The sequence below is a fragment of the Paenibacillus sp. JNUCC 34 genome, from assembly GCF_058269055.1.
This window is the reverse complement of record NZ_CM177770.1, coordinates 2,775,905-2,792,366: the sequence shown is the minus strand read 5'-3', so window position 1 is coordinate 2,792,366 and position 16,462 is coordinate 2,775,905. Positions and strand designations below refer to the sequence as shown.

The 16,462-nt window shown below is 43.6% G+C and carries 13 protein-coding genes; 1 reads left to right on the top strand and 12 read right to left on the bottom strand.

The window, feature by feature from the left end; genetic code table 11:
- Nucleotides 1–6: 6 nt before the first annotated feature.
- From AC2TF5_RS13175 to AC2TF5_RS13130, 10 genes are all read right to left on the bottom strand, one after another.
- Complete coding sequence (locus tag AC2TF5_RS13175) at nucleotides 7–969, bottom strand: hypothetical protein (RefSeq protein WP_491302583.1); 963 nt, start codon at nucleotides 967–969, stop codon at nucleotides 7–9.
- A 211-nt stretch (nucleotides 970–1,180) separates the two neighbouring features.
- Nucleotides 1,181–2,509 (bottom strand): alpha-L-fucosidase, encoded by a 1,329-nt coding sequence (locus tag AC2TF5_RS13170; RefSeq protein ID WP_491302582.1) that lies wholly within the window; start codon nucleotides 2,507–2,509, stop codon nucleotides 1,181–1,183.
- A gap of 16 nt (nucleotides 2,510–2,525) precedes the next feature.
- Complete coding sequence (locus tag AC2TF5_RS13165; RefSeq protein ID WP_491302581.1) at nucleotides 2,526–3,659, bottom strand: glycoside hydrolase family 88 protein; 1,134 nt, start codon at nucleotides 3,657–3,659, stop codon at nucleotides 2,526–2,528.
- A gap of 25 nt (nucleotides 3,660–3,684) precedes the next feature.
- On the bottom strand, nucleotides 3,685–5,838 hold the full coding sequence (locus AC2TF5_RS13160) for an alginate lyase family protein (protein WP_491302580.1): 2,154 nt from the start codon (nucleotides 5,836–5,838) through the stop codon (nucleotides 3,685–3,687).
- An 18-nt stretch (nucleotides 5,839–5,856) separates the two neighbouring features.
- Nucleotides 5,857–7,437, bottom strand: coding sequence for a response regulator (locus AC2TF5_RS13155; RefSeq protein WP_491302579.1), 1,581 nt, complete (start codon nucleotides 7,435–7,437; stop codon nucleotides 5,857–5,859).
- A 28-nt stretch (nucleotides 7,438–7,465) separates the two neighbouring features.
- The gene (locus AC2TF5_RS13150) at nucleotides 7,466–8,296 is read right to left on the bottom strand and encodes a carbohydrate ABC transporter permease (RefSeq protein ID WP_491302578.1); all 831 of its coding nucleotides are present in this window, start codon (nucleotides 8,294–8,296) and stop codon (nucleotides 7,466–7,468) included.
- 12 nt (nucleotides 8,297–8,308) lie between these two features.
- The gene (locus tag AC2TF5_RS13145) at nucleotides 8,309–9,232 is read right to left on the bottom strand and encodes a carbohydrate ABC transporter permease (RefSeq protein ID WP_491302577.1); all 924 of its coding nucleotides are present in this window, start codon (nucleotides 9,230–9,232) and stop codon (nucleotides 8,309–8,311) included.
- A 113-nt stretch (nucleotides 9,233–9,345) separates the two neighbouring features.
- Entirely contained in the window at nucleotides 9,346–11,112 is a 1,767-nt protein-coding gene (locus AC2TF5_RS13140; RefSeq protein ID WP_491302576.1) for a sensor histidine kinase, read from the bottom strand.
- 108 nt (nucleotides 11,113–11,220) lie between these two features.
- The gene (locus AC2TF5_RS13135) at nucleotides 11,221–12,609 is read right to left on the bottom strand and encodes an ABC transporter substrate-binding protein (protein ID WP_491302575.1); all 1,389 of its coding nucleotides are present in this window, start codon (nucleotides 12,607–12,609) and stop codon (nucleotides 11,221–11,223) included.
- Nucleotides 12,610–12,965: 356 nt separating this feature from the next.
- Nucleotides 12,966–13,481, bottom strand: a complete 516-nt coding sequence (locus tag AC2TF5_RS13130; protein WP_491302574.1) for a TetR/AcrR family transcriptional regulator — start codon at nucleotides 13,479–13,481, stop codon at nucleotides 12,966–12,968.
- Nucleotides 13,482–13,595: 114 nt separating this feature from the next.
- Between AC2TF5_RS13130 and AC2TF5_RS13125 the strand changes: the two genes are divergently transcribed.
- A complete protein-coding gene (locus AC2TF5_RS13125) occupies nucleotides 13,596–14,549 on the top strand; it encodes an alpha/beta fold hydrolase (RefSeq protein ID WP_491302573.1) in 954 nt (317 codons plus the stop codon).
- A 105-nt stretch (nucleotides 14,550–14,654) separates the two neighbouring features.
- Here AC2TF5_RS13125 and AC2TF5_RS13120 read toward each other — a convergent pair whose 3' ends face one another.
- Nucleotides 14,655–15,737: a HAMP domain-containing sensor histidine kinase gene (locus AC2TF5_RS13120; RefSeq protein ID WP_491302572.1), complete on the bottom strand. Its 1,083-nt coding sequence runs from the start codon at nucleotides 15,735–15,737 to the stop codon at nucleotides 14,655–14,657.
- Nucleotides 15,721–16,407, bottom strand: coding sequence for a response regulator transcription factor (locus AC2TF5_RS13115; RefSeq protein WP_491302571.1), 687 nt, complete (start codon nucleotides 16,405–16,407; stop codon nucleotides 15,721–15,723). The genes AC2TF5_RS13120 and AC2TF5_RS13115 overlap by 17 nt, the downstream gene beginning before the upstream one ends.
- Nucleotides 16,408–16,462 lie beyond the last annotated feature (55 nt).

Sequence of the window (16,462 nt, the reverse complement as noted above, 5' to 3'; positions counted from 1 at the left end):
TGAGGCTTAAAATCGGATAGAGTTAAATTTCTGCCGGTCGATGTGAATATTTGCGTTTTCAACGCGTTCTTTCACCATCAATTGAAGCTGATTCTCCGCATTTATTTGCAGCAATAATTGTTTAACCTCCGAATAAGGCTTATCACCCATTTCCTTTCTAGACATCAACAATACATCGACGAGCTCGCCTTTGTATTCAACTTTACTCAACTGCTCCCCCGCCTCCAGCTTGTTCAATTCATACCAAATATTAAGCGCTTCCATATCTCCCTTTGGAATATCATTCTCCGTCTGAGTCAACATTTCAGTGGAGCCTTCCTGCCGCAACATCATATATTTAAGTTCAATACCCAGCGTAAACATATCTTTGTTCTGTTCGTAAACAGGATATAACTCTTCATCCGTCACCCTCGTTGTATCCAAATACCACTTGACGAGCTCAGACCAGACATTGTTTCTGACATAGTTATAGTATTGATACTCATCAAAGGAAGACAAACCGTAAAACACCTCGCCATCCTTCAGCATGCGTTCACGCTCGGCATTCGTAATTTCCCGTTCATTCATGATGGAAGAAAAACGGATATCCTTGTCAATCAGCCCGTGTTCTACGGCAACGATAGCTTCCATTTTGGCTGTCTGCAGCTTTTCGAGCGCGCTGTTGCGGGCATATTCCAAGGGAGTTTGCCCGTCATATTTGCGATCCCAAGATTCAGAGTCGGCATCAGCTCCATATTTCTGAAAAAAAGTGTTGGCGGTTAATGCACGTTCATCATATAAAAATAGTAGAAACTCCTGTTCGGATACCCCAAATCCGTCAATGACAATCAAGTCACCCTCCTGAGGTGATCCGCTAACCGGCTTTATTAGTGAGGAAACTACGAAAATAAGGCTTACGGCAACGACTGCAACGAAAGAAACCAATGCAACTCTCTTAGTTTTGCTATGGATAAGCAAGCGTTCAGACAAAAAAATGCACCCCCCAGAAGGCTTAATGCAGGCGTTTTGTTTTAATACTATAATAGGGAATCGTTTCTTCTGGAGCGTGAACAAAATCTACTATTATGTGCAATTTTTGTACGAGAATATTTCACGGCACAGGTCAGCTGCGTACTCAAACAGACGAACGGCCCACCCGCCGTCTGGCAGATGAGCCGTAACAATTCCGAATATTCTCCTATCAGTCTAATTCCTCTGCCATCAGGGTCAGTTCGATTACCGTATCTATTTCATCAGGAAGCGGAAATGTATAGTGTTCAGGACGGGATAAGGAAAGAAACGCATCATCCGGATACAGCGCCGTGTTCCATGGACGCCCGATCAACACCTCAGAGCCGTCTGCCAGCAGGCGAGCTTTCTTGATCCGTCCGGCTAATCCTGGCAAATTGATCGCACCTACATTTTCTTCAAACAAATGGGCGTACAGCTTATCGCCTCTCCTTGTATAACGTCCCCACTCCGGCTTCTCTATCCCGGCTTCGCCGCATCCGTAGACACTGTCCGAGTTGCGCCGCATCCATGAACCGATTTCTTCCAGTATAGCTATCGACTTATCTGGAATTTCCCCTCTAGCATTTGGTCCCACATTCAATAGCAGATTGCCATTTTTACTGACACACTCAACCAGCTTGCGAATGATCATTCTTGCCGTTTTATATACCTGGTCGCTTGAGGAATAACTCCAATGATTATTTAACGTGATACATGCTTCCCATGGTATGGATTCACCTGCTTCATTCACAACCCCTTTGGGCGGAATGATCTGCTCCGGAGAAGCGAAATCCCCGGAGTAGAAGCTGGGATCATTGGAGTATATGCTTCCGCCTATCGAACCGCTGGCTTCCAATCGATTGTCCACGATAATCTCCGGCTGCAGTGAGCGAATCATCTCCATTAATTCATTAGCACGCCAAGCTTCCCCTTGCAAGTGTTCATAGGAGAAATCGAACCACATGATATCCAGCATGCCATAATCGGTGAGTAGCTCCCGAACTTGCCCGTGCATATAATCCAGGTAGCGGTCAAAGGTGGCCGGATCCCGCTCGAACTCGGAATTGTCGCGCATAGGATGATGGAGATCCCCATAAGCCGGATAATCAGGATGATACCAGTCAAGCAAAGAGTAGTATAATCCTACCTTCAATCCTTCGGCGCGAAAAGCATCCAGAAATTCTCGGACGAGATCCCGTTTTGCCTGCGTATTCGTCGACTTGTAATCGGTGAGCTGGCTGTCAAACAAACAAAAGCCGTCATGATGCTTCGCCGTCATCACCGCGTATTTCATGCCTGCCTGTTTGGCTATCCTCGCCCAAGCTCGCGGGTCATAAAGGACTGGGTTAAATTCATCAAAATAAACCTGATAATCTTCCAATGACATTTTTTCCTGGCTTCTTACCCATTCGTCTCTTGCCGGAATTGCATACAGTCCCCAATGAATGAACATCCCAAACCGGTCGTGTAAGAACCACTGGGTACGTTCCGTTCTTTCCTCAACAATACTCCTATTCATACGAGCACCCCTTCATTTATCTTTCATACCAGTATCCAGAAACTCCCCGTTCAAGACGCATCAAAGCCTCAAGGTAATAATAATCTCCCCATATTACGAAGTCGTCTGGCGAATGCCCATGACGTACGCTGTACGAGCCGTGCCGGAGAAACCCTTCCGCATCCGGATCGCCGATCGTCGAATACCGCTCCACCAGAGACTCCATAGATTGCTCCATCCACTGCTGGAAATAGTCCCGTTCCGGGTCGTTCGTTTCCAGATGACTCAGCAGCTCGTGCAGTCCCGCACAGACGATAGCGGAAGCGGAACTGTCACGCGGCGTATCGGTGTCGACTGGCGCATTCAGATCCCAATAGGCGACATGATCCTCAGGCAGATGCTCCAGGAAATAGCGAGCCAGCCGTTTGGATGTTTCCAAAAACAGCTTAATTCCGGTATAACGGTACGATAAAGCGAAGCCGTACACGCCCCATGCTTGTCCGCGAGTCCATGTCGATCCGTTGTGAAAGCCTTGATGAGTTGAACCGCCGACGGGTACCCCCGTCAACTGATCGAAGGAGAACGTATGATACGAGGAATCGTCGCCTCGGACCAGATACCTTCTGCTCTTCTCCGCATGAATCATGGCCTTCTCGCGATAGCAGTCGTCTCCTGTTACATCCGATGCCCAATAGAGCAGTGGAAGATTCAGCAGACAATCTATAATAATGCGGCCTCCTTCTACCTCATCGCCCTCCTTCCCCCAAGCCTGGACCAACTGCGACGGTTCGCGCCAACGCTCCATCAATTTATCCGCAGCGCTGAGGGTCAGCCTCTTTGCCTCTTCATCCTTCTCGAGAATCCATTGAGCCTTGGTAGACAGCGAAAATAGGAAGCCGATGTCATGATGATCTAAAGAAATATGCTGCTGCAAACGATGGCGGAAGCTTTCGATTTGTTTGATCGCAGCATTGCGAAAAACCTCGTCCTGCGTGTATTCATAGCAGAGCCAATTGATTCCCGTCCAAAATCCGTTCGTCCACTCATTGTTTGGATTCAAATTTTGAGTATAACCGCCGCCATTGATCCCGACATGGGAAAACTGATCTCCGAATCGAGCAATATTGGCTCTAGTTTTCTCAACTGCATCCTCAATCGCTTTATTCCACATCCGTTCTATCCCCTCTACTTATAATTTATTTGATAACTATAATTTCCGCTTGCACTTCTCCTTGGCGCCTACGAATCCATACAACTTCACCGTAGCATTGAACACCATCCACGATGTAGGCCTCGATATGCATGGAAGGCTTCTTGTGACAAATAACGATGATATGACGTTCTCCCGTCTGCAGGAATTCGATGGAAACCGCTTCGGCCACATGATCGGCAACGAGGTCTCCGTTGTAGGTTAATACCTTAACCCGGCGTGTTTCGATCGGCTCAAACAAATCCCCTGCCTTTTGGGGAACAAGCAGTTGAAACATCGATGCGAAGCCACTCGACTCCAAGCGATATTCTACATAGCGTTTCGATTCAGCCAAATTATACTCGTATGAGATTATCCCGTCCCTTAATTGGGCCTCTAGCTCTTTACCCCCACCCGTCACAGGGATAATACGAATATTCGCCTCGTCCTTCGAAACCGTTCTACATTCCTGCGTCTCCGGATTGAGAGAGACCTCTCCCGGAGAGAAGTGGAAATATTGGGAGAACGTATGAGCTTCGCGGCAATAAAAACTGTCGACCAGAATCCAGAAATGCGGCTTGAGGAATAAAATCCGCCGAACTGGACGAACAGGATCCTCCAGCTGTTCATAACCGTCATGACTGCCCTCCACATAGTCGAACTGCTCGTCTGTAATCCATACCGAATGTACAGGTCGGGCCATATTTGAGAACGTCCAACTGGCTGTGCATTCGGTGAAAGGAATATTGTCCACGATCGTTGTATTATGGCTCTCGCATGATTTCAATTGATTGCGAAGCGGATAGTAATCGCTGTAATTATATCTACCTGAATCGGTCAGCAAATCCCGACCATAGGCGTGTATATCGATGTGCAGAAGATCTGCGTGTCCATGACCGCCTCCCATCGGAGCGCAGTCGAAATACAAGTATAGATCCTGCTCCCCCCAGCCGGAACGCATAACGTAATTGCCGGATCGTTCGAACGGGTAAGAGCGATACGTTGGTTCCATTAGCTCGATTCGCCGATAACGTTCTGCCCCAGCGACACCAAACTGCATAAAAGTATCAAAATCAAACTGATCGAAGGCTCCGAACTTCAAAACCCCGTCACCCAGAAGAAATGCGGCCTTCGTCAGCATATCCCGAACATCATTGTCGTCGCTGTCCCCCTGCATCGGCTGGTGATGATTCGGTTTGGCCATATAGAGGCTGGCGTAGGCCATGCGACGAACCGTCCGGGTGAATATCGGATCAAGTTCGATTTCGTTACATCGAGCCAAGCCAAGTACCTCCATAAAGCTATGCAGCACTTCATGATGATACATGGGCGATTGCTCCCAGTGCATGCCATCTGGCGCTACTTGAATAAGCGCCATCTCCTTCATTCGGCTTAGACTGAGCTCCCGCCAATGAGCCGATTCCTTAAACATTGGGACAAACACAGCGAGTTCGAATAGGCCGTGATTCTCCAATACGCCCCAATTGCTGATGCGCCTCCAGCCGTCCATATGAGCAGTAATATAAGCTCCGTGCTGATGCAAGGAAGCAAGAAGCTTGGAGAATAAGCGCGGGGTAATATAGGAACTGTCCATTAAATATGAAATCGCTTTCATCCAATTTTCCAAGCGAATCCCCGCATCGATCGTTCGCCAGGTTGTCTGCATGGATTGCGGTGTAAGAGGATTCCGGTCAATCCAATCCTCCAGCTGTTCCGCGAACGTCCTTGCATATTTGTCATTCCCCGTGAACCAATAAGCTTGACTAAGAGCGATCCAGTAACGATGACGGTTCAGCATATATACCCACTCCGGATCGTGATCCGGAATGAACTCCCAGTCAATCTGATCCTTGAATCGAACAGGGACTTGAGTACGCTCCATATCCCAGGGATATCGGAACAGAAATGTCCGATCAACGATCTCATCCGCTATCCGAATCTCCCTCTCGATGTCATCCTTATAACGCTGCCGGACATCATTTAACGTTGAAAGCCTTTCTTCTAGGCTCAAAAACCAGACCGGTTTATTCTGCCAGAGAAAATATTCCCGGAGGGCCTCCTCCGCTTCAGAATAAGATTGATGTTCCACAAACTCTTTAATCTTTTCCAATCCTGAAAAATCCAGATTTAGCCAATCCCAATTCAAACGCGACAAATTCATTCAAGTTCCCTTCCCGTCTTAATGCCTATACTCGCTTGGAGTCACTCCGTTATACTTTTTAAACACCTTCGAGAAGTAAGTTCGATCCGAATAACCCAATTTCATGGAGATCACTTCGATCTTGCCCGCATCGTTCTTGATCATCTGCGCCGCCATATCCATCTTCAGACTATGTACATAATCCGTGAAATTCATGCCGCTTAATTTCTTAAAGTACCTGGAGAAGTAATTCGGATTCAGAAACAGGTGACTAGCCATCGTAACTGCTGTAATATTCTCCGATATGTGCTCTCTGACATAATCTTCAATAACTTTCAGCCTGGGTGTTTTCGAGAACATCATGACGGAATTTGCCGTCGGTCCCATGACATGCTCAATCCGCATATGGATCAGCTCCAGCGTCTCTTCGATTCTCCCAGCATGCAAGAAATAGTAATGAAAAGACTCGGATTCTCCCTGATAACCAAGCTCAAACTCAATCATACGAATCATTTGCGAGCATTCCGAACGCCCCCTGGAAGGAGATACCCGGCTTTCCTTCATTTCTGCTAGCGATTTATCGAATAAATCCAGTAGCAACTCCGGGTTCCCTTCTCTCGCAGCAGCCAAGAATGATGCTCTTACACCTGTCGTCATATGGGGTGTTCTCAGCCACTCGGCCGGCTTCCAATCCTGCATGACAGCTGAGGAGACCGAATCGTAATACAGGTCTGAATCATACTGCTTCAGGCGGGAATGAATCGAACCGATTGATTTAACGCCTTGGAACGGATTGCTGACGACAACCCGTATTCTAACCTTGACATACTGCTGAACCGCTCTATGAACTTGATCTATATATCTACCGAATCGTTCACACGCATTTACAGCAAGATTCTTCTCGTAATTATAGATCAGCAGAATCGTTCCTTCTTCGTCTTGAAACACTGACATTCCGTCAATACCCAAAGTCAAATTTTCCGCAATATTATAAAGAGCGAACCGGATCAGCGGAAGATCCCTGAAGCTGTAGCGCGCCGCGTATGAAGCGTAATCGAACATGCCATGTGCCATCAGAAAGTCGTTTTTTTTCCATACAACCCCTATTCTTAAGCCCAATTGCTTCACCGAATCCGAGTCGTCTCCGCACAAAATTTGCTTCATGAATGACTGTTTAAGCAAGTTCTTATGCCGTTGAATCTCTATCCGATCCGATAATTGCTCCAGGCGAGTGGTCATTTCGTCCAGATGCGACACCGCCTTGAGAACGCTTTCTTTCAATTTGCCAGAAGTGAGTTCATCCTTGATCAAATAATCGTCCGCGCTGATCTGTACCGCCTTGCGGGCGTAAGAGAAATCCTCGTGACAGGTGAGGAAGATAATCCGGACATCCGGATTGATTTTCTTCATCTCCATAGCCAGCTCAACCCCATCCATCTGCGGGAGACCTATATCTGTAATAACCAATTGCGGGTCCTTCTCTTTGAACAGACGCAATGCCTGAATACTAGAACTGGCAGAAGAGGTTATTCTCAGACCGAGCTCATCCCATGGCAGCAGTTGTTCCAAATAACTTAACATAGGAACGTCATCGTCAACCAGCATCATCCGATATATCATGCAGCTTCCCTCCACATCTGCTGTAAGTCTATCCTTTGACTCCTCCCATAGTAATTCCATTAATAACTTGTTTCTGAAGAAGCACGAAAACGATAAGAATAGGCAAAATCGTCGATAAGGCAGCCATCATTATTACCGCATAGCTTGTACCGTATTGTGAAGCAAACGACTGAATTCCAAGCGTAACGGTATACTTGCTTTTACTAATCAGGAAAATCAACGGGTTCTGGTAATCATTCCATGTCCAGAGAAACTTCAGAATGCCTACAGTAGCCAAAATAGGTTTGGCCATCGGCAGAATGATCTGCCAATAAATTCGCAAATGCCCGGAACCATCGATCTTCGCTGCTTCGATATACTCTGTATGAATATCTTTAATAAATTGACGTGCCAGAAACGTCAGCGGGATCGAACATGCTCCCATTAGGATCAGTGCGAAGTGCGAATCATAAAGTCCGAACCATTTTATAAGGATATATCTTGGAACTAAAGTCGATTCCTGCGGAATGAGAAAGAACGAGAGCACGAGTACGAATAGCCCATTTTTGAACGGGAAATTCAATTTGGCGAACGAATAGCCGGCCATCGATGAGAAGAGCAGTGTCAGTAATGTCATTAGGACCGCGAGTTTCAGCGAATTAAAATAGTACATGCCGAATGGCACATTGCCAAGCCATACGGTTTTGAAATTCTCGATCAGGTTCCACTTGGTCGGAATCCATTCAATTGGAAATTTCATTACATCAACTTCATATTTGGCAGCAGCCGATAACATCCAAACCAATGGAGAAATGAACAATAAGGAGAAAAAGCCGACTATGACGGTAGTTATCAATTTACCTAAACGTAATTTTTTCATCGGTTATCCCCCCTAGAACTCGTTCTTCTGCATACGTGATGTAATTATCGAAATAATAGCGATAATCATAAACAGCACCATAGACAATGCAGAAGCGTAACCCATGCGGAAATTTTGGAAGCCTTCCTCGTAGAGGTAATAAACCAATACGTTGGTCGAGTTATTCGGACCTCCGGAAGTCAGAAAAGCGATCAGATCGAACACCTTGAAGGAAGAAACTATGCCGGTGATACTTAAGAAAAATGTTGTCGGCCCAAGCAAAGGAACGGTTATCTTGAAAAATTTTTGTAAAGTCCCGGCGCCATCGATATCTGCCGCTTCGTACAACTCATCCGGAATGTTCGTTAATCCGGCCAGGTAAATGATCATATTGTAGCCAAGAACCTGCCACACCGCGATAATAATAATTGCCCAAAGAGCATAATTTGTGCTGCCCAGCCACCCCGGAGGCTCGCTCATCCCTAACGACATCAAGATGTTGTTGATTGCGCCTTGCGTAGGGTGGAATAATATGCTGAACACGGTTGCAACTGCTACGGTTGTAGCAATATACGGGATAAAGAAGACCACCTTGAACAGTTCCTTCAGATATACCCTCGAATTGATTACTGCGGCCAGAATCAATCCGAGCAGCATGCTTACCGGAACAAGAATGACTGAATAAAGCAGATTGTTCTTCAATGCTTTGAGAAATTTTGCATCAGAGAGAATCGCTTTGTAGTTATCGAGACCGATCCAATGAATCGCATCGAATCCCCCAACCAGGTTCCACTCTGTAAAGCTTAAATAAAGAGAAAATAATAACGAGAACACGCCGAACAACAGGATGCCCGTAATCTCTGGGACAACAAACAAAAATCCGACTAACGATTCCCTACGGGAGTTTGTCCAAAAAACCTTCCTACCTTTCTCTACATCTGTTTTCGTCGAAACCATTGCCATATCCCTCACCTCAATCTATATGTATCTATGAGAGTATGATAATGGATTACTAGAAAACCCGAGGAAACGATTTATACTAGTATGTGAAATATTGTTACCATGGACACTTACCGCTCATCGACAACAATATATTCGGCCTGCGCTCGTTGTCGGTTGCTCTCTTCCGGTTTGGGAATAAACATGATAAAAGTGGTTCCGTCATTCTCATTTCGCAACACATCTATCGTTGCATTAGGTCCGTAAGTTAAACGCAAGCGCCTGAGTGTGTTTAACAACCCGACTCTGCGATTTTCCTCTATATACTTTTCCTCCCGAAGTGTTGTCCTGAGCCGATCGATCTGTGCATCTCCCATGCCGATCCCGTTATCTTTCACCTGTATTATCACCCCTGACTCCGTCTCGCTGATTTGAACCTCAATCTCTGCATAATCGGGCGGATCTGCAAAACCGTGTACGATCGCATTCTCGACCAGAGGCTGCAGAACAAGGCGTGGAACTTCGAATGACTCCAGATTTTCCGGAAGATCTACGATCAGGTAAAGCCGTAAACGGCTTCTGACCTTCATGATATCAACATAATCCTGGAGCAGCTTACACTCCTGCCTTAGCGTACTCTTATCGTTCACACGCATATACGCTCTTAAAAGACTCATTAAAGCTTCGACCTGCCGGCCGCGGATGGAATCCCCAGCAAGCAGCAAATCGCACTTGATGGAATTCAAAGTGTTTATTAAGAAATGAGGCCGAATTTGGGAGAACAGAGCCTGCAGCTCAATAATCCGCTTCTCCTCCTGCTCCTGCTCGACGTCGAAGATCAACTGGTTGATCTGATCCAGCATATTGTTAAAGGCGTTACCCAGGACCCCGAATTCGTCAGAACCTGTTACAGGGAATCGCACGAGCCGATTCCCGTCTCCGAATTTCTCGGCAATCCTCTGCAGATTGAATAACGGTCGATGAATCCGTTTCGCCAAGACGATGGAAAGAGCGATAAAAATAAGGACCGATACGACGAGCACTAGCCCGTACAAAAAAAATATATTCGTTATCTCGTCCGTAATCTCCTTAGGTGAAAACCGATACACCACTTGCCAGCCCGTTCTTGAAACATTTGACTGCAATTCGATAACTTCAGGGGCGGATTCAAGCTCTGATTGCTGCGGGTATAAAAGAATCGGGTTCCCGTCTGCTTCATACAAGCCGATCTGCCCCGCTCCGATGCCTTCGAACAACTGATGAAAGTACCTGTGGGAAACCGATACATACAGCACCCCCAAGTAATCATTGCCATTATGTTCTTTGATCACCTTCACAAAAAGATAATTTGATTCATCAATATCGTATAATTCTCCTTGCCCAGCAGGTACGTTAAACCAATAAATTCGCTCCGGATTAGCTTCTTTCTTCCATCGTTCGGTAATCCATTCCGATGATATCGCCTCGATCCTGTTATTGGCATCGTAATCAGCACCGGCAGTTCCGATCTGGAACTGAGCTTTGTTCACATAGAATACAAGCGCTTTCAAACCAGAAGTCTTGGAAAAAGCCAGGTCCAGCATTTCGGAAATCCGTCCATATCTCTTATAATCTTCCGAAGAAGCAATCTGGTCCACATTCTTGAATGCATGCAAATCATCATACAGCGCGTTATATCTGAATAAGTTCGAGGCGTATATGATGTCCTCTACACTCTTTTCCATATCTCCGGCCATTACATTGACCACATTCTGACGCGAGTTTTGTACCTTGTCGATTACAACATCCTTAATCAGGAAGAAGGTCATGAATGAAACGATGGACAGCGGAAGCAGGATAAACATTAACAAAGTCAGCTGATTCCGCATATAGAACGACCGTTTAAAAAGTTTGTACATGCGCCTTTCGCCTCACTCCGATCTAAGTTCCGATTCAACCGAAAGCCTGAAAAGGCCGCCTTGGCGGCCGCCTTTTCAATATATCAATCTATCAACCGATCAATCTATTCATTTTTTCGATTGGCTGATGATTTTATTGGCATCTTCCATCATTTGCTTCTGTGCGGTTTCAAACGTGAGGTTGTCAAGCATAAAAGCGCTGAAACCGTCCTCGATAACCTTCTTCATCTGCCCTGCATAATCGGTTGTCCAGTTCGCGTCGTAAACCGTTTTCGCTCTACTGTCAAAGACTGTTGCTTTCAAGGATTCCTCCTCGATCAACGCAGCGTCCGGGCCCACCAGAGCTTGGATCACTTTGCTGGCATCCGTCTTCTTGTAGCCTGGGAAGTCTCGAATGACATCGGTCTGTAGAGCTACATATTCAATGAATTTAAAAGCTTCTTCTTTGTGCTTGGAAGAAATGCCCACGGATAGGTAGTCCCCGCCGATATAAGAAGATCCGATTTCCGCGCTGTCGGACGAACGAGGTAGAGGCGCAAAGACAGTCTGGAAATCATGAGGGTATTTCTCTTGATCCTTGATCATTCCGACAATAAATGTTGCTGTAGGCACCATAGCTGCTTTCCCGCTGAAAAATTCTGAAGCGTAATGAAGCTTGGCACCAACGATCTCAGAGAACGGCTTGACCGATTTGTCTTCCTTCTCCATAGCGCGGCGCAGCTCGAAAAATTGCTTGTAGGATTCGTCGTCGAAAATCGGCTGCTGATCTTGGGACAGATACGGATGCGGCTTTTCGGAGTATGCCGGGAAGCCCACGTACTCTCCCCAAGTATGGAAGTAAGCTCCGAATTGTTTATCTGCTCCTTCACCCTTATTCAATTTTTTCGCATAATCGCGGAAATCATCCCAGGTCCAGCCCCATTCCGGAACCGGAAGATTCGCTTCATCGAGCGCCTGTTTGTTGATAATAACCACCCAAGGGCTGGCCATATCCTGAAGACCGTAGACTTTACCCTGATAGACCGGATTGACGTAGAAGTCGTTAGCAGGATCGATGTTATTGTTCTTCAGATAATCGTCGATCGGAGCCAGGACACCTCGCGCTGCCCGCTCGATAATAAAGTCAACATGAGAGAATTGAATCACGTCAATAGGATCGTCTGCCGCGCTCATAATATCCAATTTCTTATAGAAGTCAGTGCTGTTTGCGTTATCTACAAGCTGTATCGGTTCTACATGGATATCAGGGTTCTCCTTCTCAAAGTTATCGACAATCTTCTGTATATCCTCAAATTGCGAACCATTGTACCAAGTGTAGTATTTGATCGTAACCTTATCCTGTTTCTTGTCTTCCTCTTTCGTCTGAGTTGCGGCCTGATTTCCATCCGTATTTCCTGCTGCCTGATCGTTCGCTGGCGTATTTCCCCCGCTTGAGCCGCATCCTGCAACCAATGCAAGCGTAAGGAAGCTGACCAATAACATTTTGAACCTTTTCATTTCGCATCCCCCTACCTATCATTATGACCTTCGATTTAGATATTAGTAGTAAAAGCGCTTCCATAGTGTGCAATATTTCGATATGTTCGTGCAATATTTCGATATTCTACGTATTTAGATCGCTATACAAGTATTCTCTGTTGCAAGCTTTTTTGAAAGGTAAAGCACTGGAGAAGTAAGCTACATCTTTAACAGAGCAATGACACAGTTATTTTGAATTTTAAAGAAAAAAGACGAAAGCAGTTTCCCGCTCCCGTCATGAAAAAAGAATTGTTGTTGTCTGCAATAGTTTCTTGTGTCAAAAACGATAGAGGTAGCATAACAGAGGTTTTTCATCATTCAATGCTCTAAATTTCTTATACTCTATTTTGTAAAAACTGTATACATATACTTACTAATTCAGCGGGAGATTCTTTTGCTCCATTCTCTATCCATGTGTACAGCATTGACCAAAATATGCCAGTAGTAAATGCATTTGCATAAATTGCAGTGATATGATTAAATTCTTTGTCAGTTAAATAATTTTGATTAAGCTTAGGAACATACCTTTGATATTGCTTAAAAATATATAACATTAGTTCGTTGTTATACATAAGTTTAAGAAATGTTAAATGATTACTCCAAAATAAAAAATGATTATGAATTAGCACTTCATATTTAGAAGAAAAATAATTTTCTTGAAAGGAGGAATACTCTAAGAATAACAAATTTATAGATTCTTTAAGTACTTCTTCTTTATTTTTAAAATATCTATAAAAGGTTTTTCTTCCTACGCTAGCTTCCTGCGTGATTTGGGTAACAGTGATTAGTGAAAAGTCATATTTTTCCATCACAGAAAATAGACCATTAATTATATCTTCTTTTTTTCCCATTTTCTCTCCTGACACACTTTCTACCAATGTGTTTCCATTGATTGCAAATCAATTAGTTCATATATAGACTCTACTTATATGACACATCTGTGTCAACGAAAGTAGGGAGATTAAATGTATAATTACAGCAAATGGTATCCCATAAATGGTGTTAACCAATATGTTCAAGTAGTAAGTACTAATTTGGATAATCCTATTTTAATATATTTACATGGCGGACCTGGTGATGCGGCACTACCTCTTGTTGAGCATTTTAATTCAGATTTATCCGAAAACTATACTTTAATCATTTGGGAGCAAAGGGGTGCTGGAAAATCATACTATAGGTTTAGAGAAGATGAACATATTACTATTAATGATTTTGTTCTTGACTTGAAGGTCTTAATTGAAAAACTCCTTGTTGAATTCAAAAAAGAGAAAATATGCTTAATGGGACATTCATGGGGAAGCATTATTGGAATGAAATTCATTATTTCGTATCCAGAATTGATACATTTTTATATTGGAGTTGGACAAGTTATTTGTTCGCAAAAAATGTTTAAAAAAAGTAAAGAATACATTGTAAGTCATATTGATAATCATCGTCTTAAAAACAGAATTTCTTCTCTAAACACAAAGTTTAATCAAGATAATTGGTATTCTGATTTAATGTTTTTTATGAGTCAACTAATCAAGCAAGGTGTTTCTCTTTATGGAAAAAGTACGTATTTATCATTATATCGCTATTTTATTTTTTCCAAAAACTATTCATTGATGGATTGTATAAAACGACTAAAAGGTTCTGAGCAGTCCATAGTTAAGCTATGGCACGAAGTATCAGAAATTGATTTTTCTGCTTATAAAAATTTTCAGGTTCCAATAGCTTTTATCGAAGGTGAGTATGATTATCATGCTTCCTCCGAAATAGTTTTTGATTTTTATCGAAGTATTACATCTCCTAAAGTCTATTTCAGTATAAAAGACACCGCCCATTTTCCCCAGTGGACAAGGTCTGACACCTTTAATTTGATTGTAAATTCTTTGAATAGTTCTATTTTTTCAAACAGTAATGAAATAAAGGAATTCTAGTACTATATGTTCAGTATTTAGAAGAATTTATACTGCAATAATCCTTTTCTAGAAAAGAAGATATATATGAAAGAAAAAAACAACCATTGACGACTATCCATGTCATCAATGGTTGTTTTTGAGAACTACCAATACAACGGTAAATATGCTGCCTTTACCCGATTGACTTTGAACGCCAACGTTACCACCGCAAAGTTCCACTATGCGTTTTACAAGTGGAAGTCCAAGTCCGTATCCTGTTTTGGAATGAGAAGTATCACCCTGATAAAATTTATCGAAAATATGAGCTTTAGTCTGATCGTCCATGCCAGATCCGTCATCCTGAATAACAAACCGAATCTCGTCATTTTCATATGCAAGGGTAATATCTATAAAGCCACCTTGATTGGTAAATTTAATGGCGTTATCTAAAAGATTAATCCATATCTGCTGTGTCAAATCTTCATTTCCGCTATAAATCACCTTATCTAAGTCCACATTTACGGTAATCTCTTTTGCAGACCATTTGGGCTCCATTAAAACGATTGACTTTCTAATTTGTTCATCCAGCCTGAACGGGGCTTTATCCGCAACAATTTCAAGGTTCTCGTATTTTGACAGAGTAAGAACATTGGTGGAAAGTGCAGCTAAACGCTCTGATTCCGTTATGATAATGTCAAGATACTCCCGTCGTTCTTCGTCCGAAAGATTATTTTCTTTGAGCAGTTTTGCAAAGCCACGTAAAGATACGATAGGTGTTTTAAATTCATGGGAAAAGTTGTTGACAAAATCGCTTCTCAGTGTTTCAATGCTCGAAAGTTCTTGTGTCATTTTATTAAAGCTCTGAGACAATTCTTCCAATTCTCCAATGCCTTTTAGGTCTACCTTAACGCTAAAGTCTCCTCCGGCCACCTTATGGGTGGCATCAATTACCTTGCGGATGGGATTCAGCGCTTTTTTGCTGAGAAAGGCCGTAAGTGCAGTTCCAAGCAAAATGCAGAGACCAAAGAGTATAAATAACGGGAATAGAGCTTTCCCAGTGGTCCCTCTCGAATCCAGTGCAGGATGACCAGAAAAAGAACTAACGCCCATATGCTGTAATAGGACGACACTTCCTCCAATCAGCACAAATGTTGACACCAATACACCGAACACAAACATCACCAATGTTATAGCAAGACTCAATCGCTTCTTAAAAAATTCTCTCATGTTTTTTCACCGCCTTATAGCCAAGACCCCGAACTGTAATAATATCAAACTCTGGCCAATCTCGAAATCTGTCCCGTAAGCGGTTTATATGAACATTAAGTGTGTGGTCATCGGTTTCGGATTCCATTCCCCAAATCTCATCCATAAGTTGAAGACGGGTAAAAATCATATTCGGATAAGAAAGCAGCTTAAATAATAGGTAAAACTCTTTTTGCGGCAGTGTAATAACCTTATCTTCACGGGATACGGTGAGCGCATCATAATCAAGTACAACCTTGTCGACTGTTAGCTTATGTTCACTGGCAATCTTTGCTCTGCGAAGAAGTGCCTTAATACGAAGTACCATCTCCTCCTCATCTACAGGTTTTGTCATATAATCATCCGTACCAACAAGAAAACCCTTCCTTTTGTCCTTTGGCTCCTGCTTAGCTGTAACCATCAAGATGGGCAGATTCTCCCATGAAAGCCGGAGTTGCCGTGTTAATTCATAGCCGTCCATATTCGGCATCATTAAATCAAGTACTACTAAATCAAAGCGCTGCTGTTCCATTAAATTAAGTGCGATAATGCCGTCCTCCGCCCAGCATGTTTCAAAACCGTTCTGTTTTAAAACGGCACACATTAACTTTCTGGTGTTAGTATCATCTTCTACGACTAATATTTTCAGCATATAAAGTGCCTCCATTTACCTTATTATTGCTAATTAATTTTACCTTCAAAAAGTA

What these genes read in the sequence shown, in the direction of transcription:
- AC2TF5_RS13170 (WP_491302582.1), bottom strand. Translation starts at nt 2,509, where the DNA reads ATGAATAGGAGTATTGTTGAGGAAAGAACGGAACGTACCCAGTGGTTC.
- AC2TF5_RS13165 (WP_491302581.1), bottom strand. Translation starts at nt 3,659, where the DNA reads ATGTGGAATAAAGCGATTGAGGATGCAGTTGAGAAAACTAGAGCCAAT.
- AC2TF5_RS13160 (WP_491302580.1), bottom strand. Translation starts at nt 5,838, where the DNA reads ATGAATTTGTCGCGTTTGAATTGGGATTGGCTAAATCTGGATTTTTCA.
- AC2TF5_RS13155 (WP_491302579.1), bottom strand. Translation starts at nt 7,437, where the DNA reads ATGATATATCGGATGATGCTGGTTGACGATGACGTTCCTATGTTAAGT.
- AC2TF5_RS13150 (WP_491302578.1), bottom strand. Translation starts at nt 8,296, where the DNA reads ATGAAAAAATTACGTTTAGGTAAATTGATAACTACCGTCATAGTCGGC.
- AC2TF5_RS13145 (WP_491302577.1), bottom strand. Translation starts at nt 9,232, where the DNA reads ATGGTTTCGACGAAAACAGATGTAGAGAAAGGTAGGAAGGTTTTTTGG.
- AC2TF5_RS13140 (WP_491302576.1), bottom strand. Translation starts at nt 11,112, where the DNA reads ATGTACAAACTTTTTAAACGGTCGTTCTATATGCGGAATCAGCTGACT.
- AC2TF5_RS13135 (WP_491302575.1), bottom strand. Translation starts at nt 12,609, where the DNA reads ATGAAAAGGTTCAAAATGTTATTGGTCAGCTTCCTTACGCTTGCATTG.
- AC2TF5_RS13130 (WP_491302574.1), bottom strand. Translation starts at nt 13,481, where the DNA reads ATGGGAAAAAAAGAAGATATAATTAATGGTCTATTTTCTGTGATGGAA.
- AC2TF5_RS13125 (WP_491302573.1), top strand. Translation starts at nt 13,596, where the DNA reads ATGTATAATTACAGCAAATGGTATCCCATAAATGGTGTTAACCAATAT.
- AC2TF5_RS13120 (WP_491302572.1), bottom strand. Translation starts at nt 15,737, where the DNA reads ATGAGAGAATTTTTTAAGAAGCGATTGAGTCTTGCTATAACATTGGTG.
- AC2TF5_RS13115 (WP_491302571.1), bottom strand. Translation starts at nt 16,407, where the DNA reads ATGCTGAAAATATTAGTCGTAGAAGATGATACTAACACCAGAAAGTTA.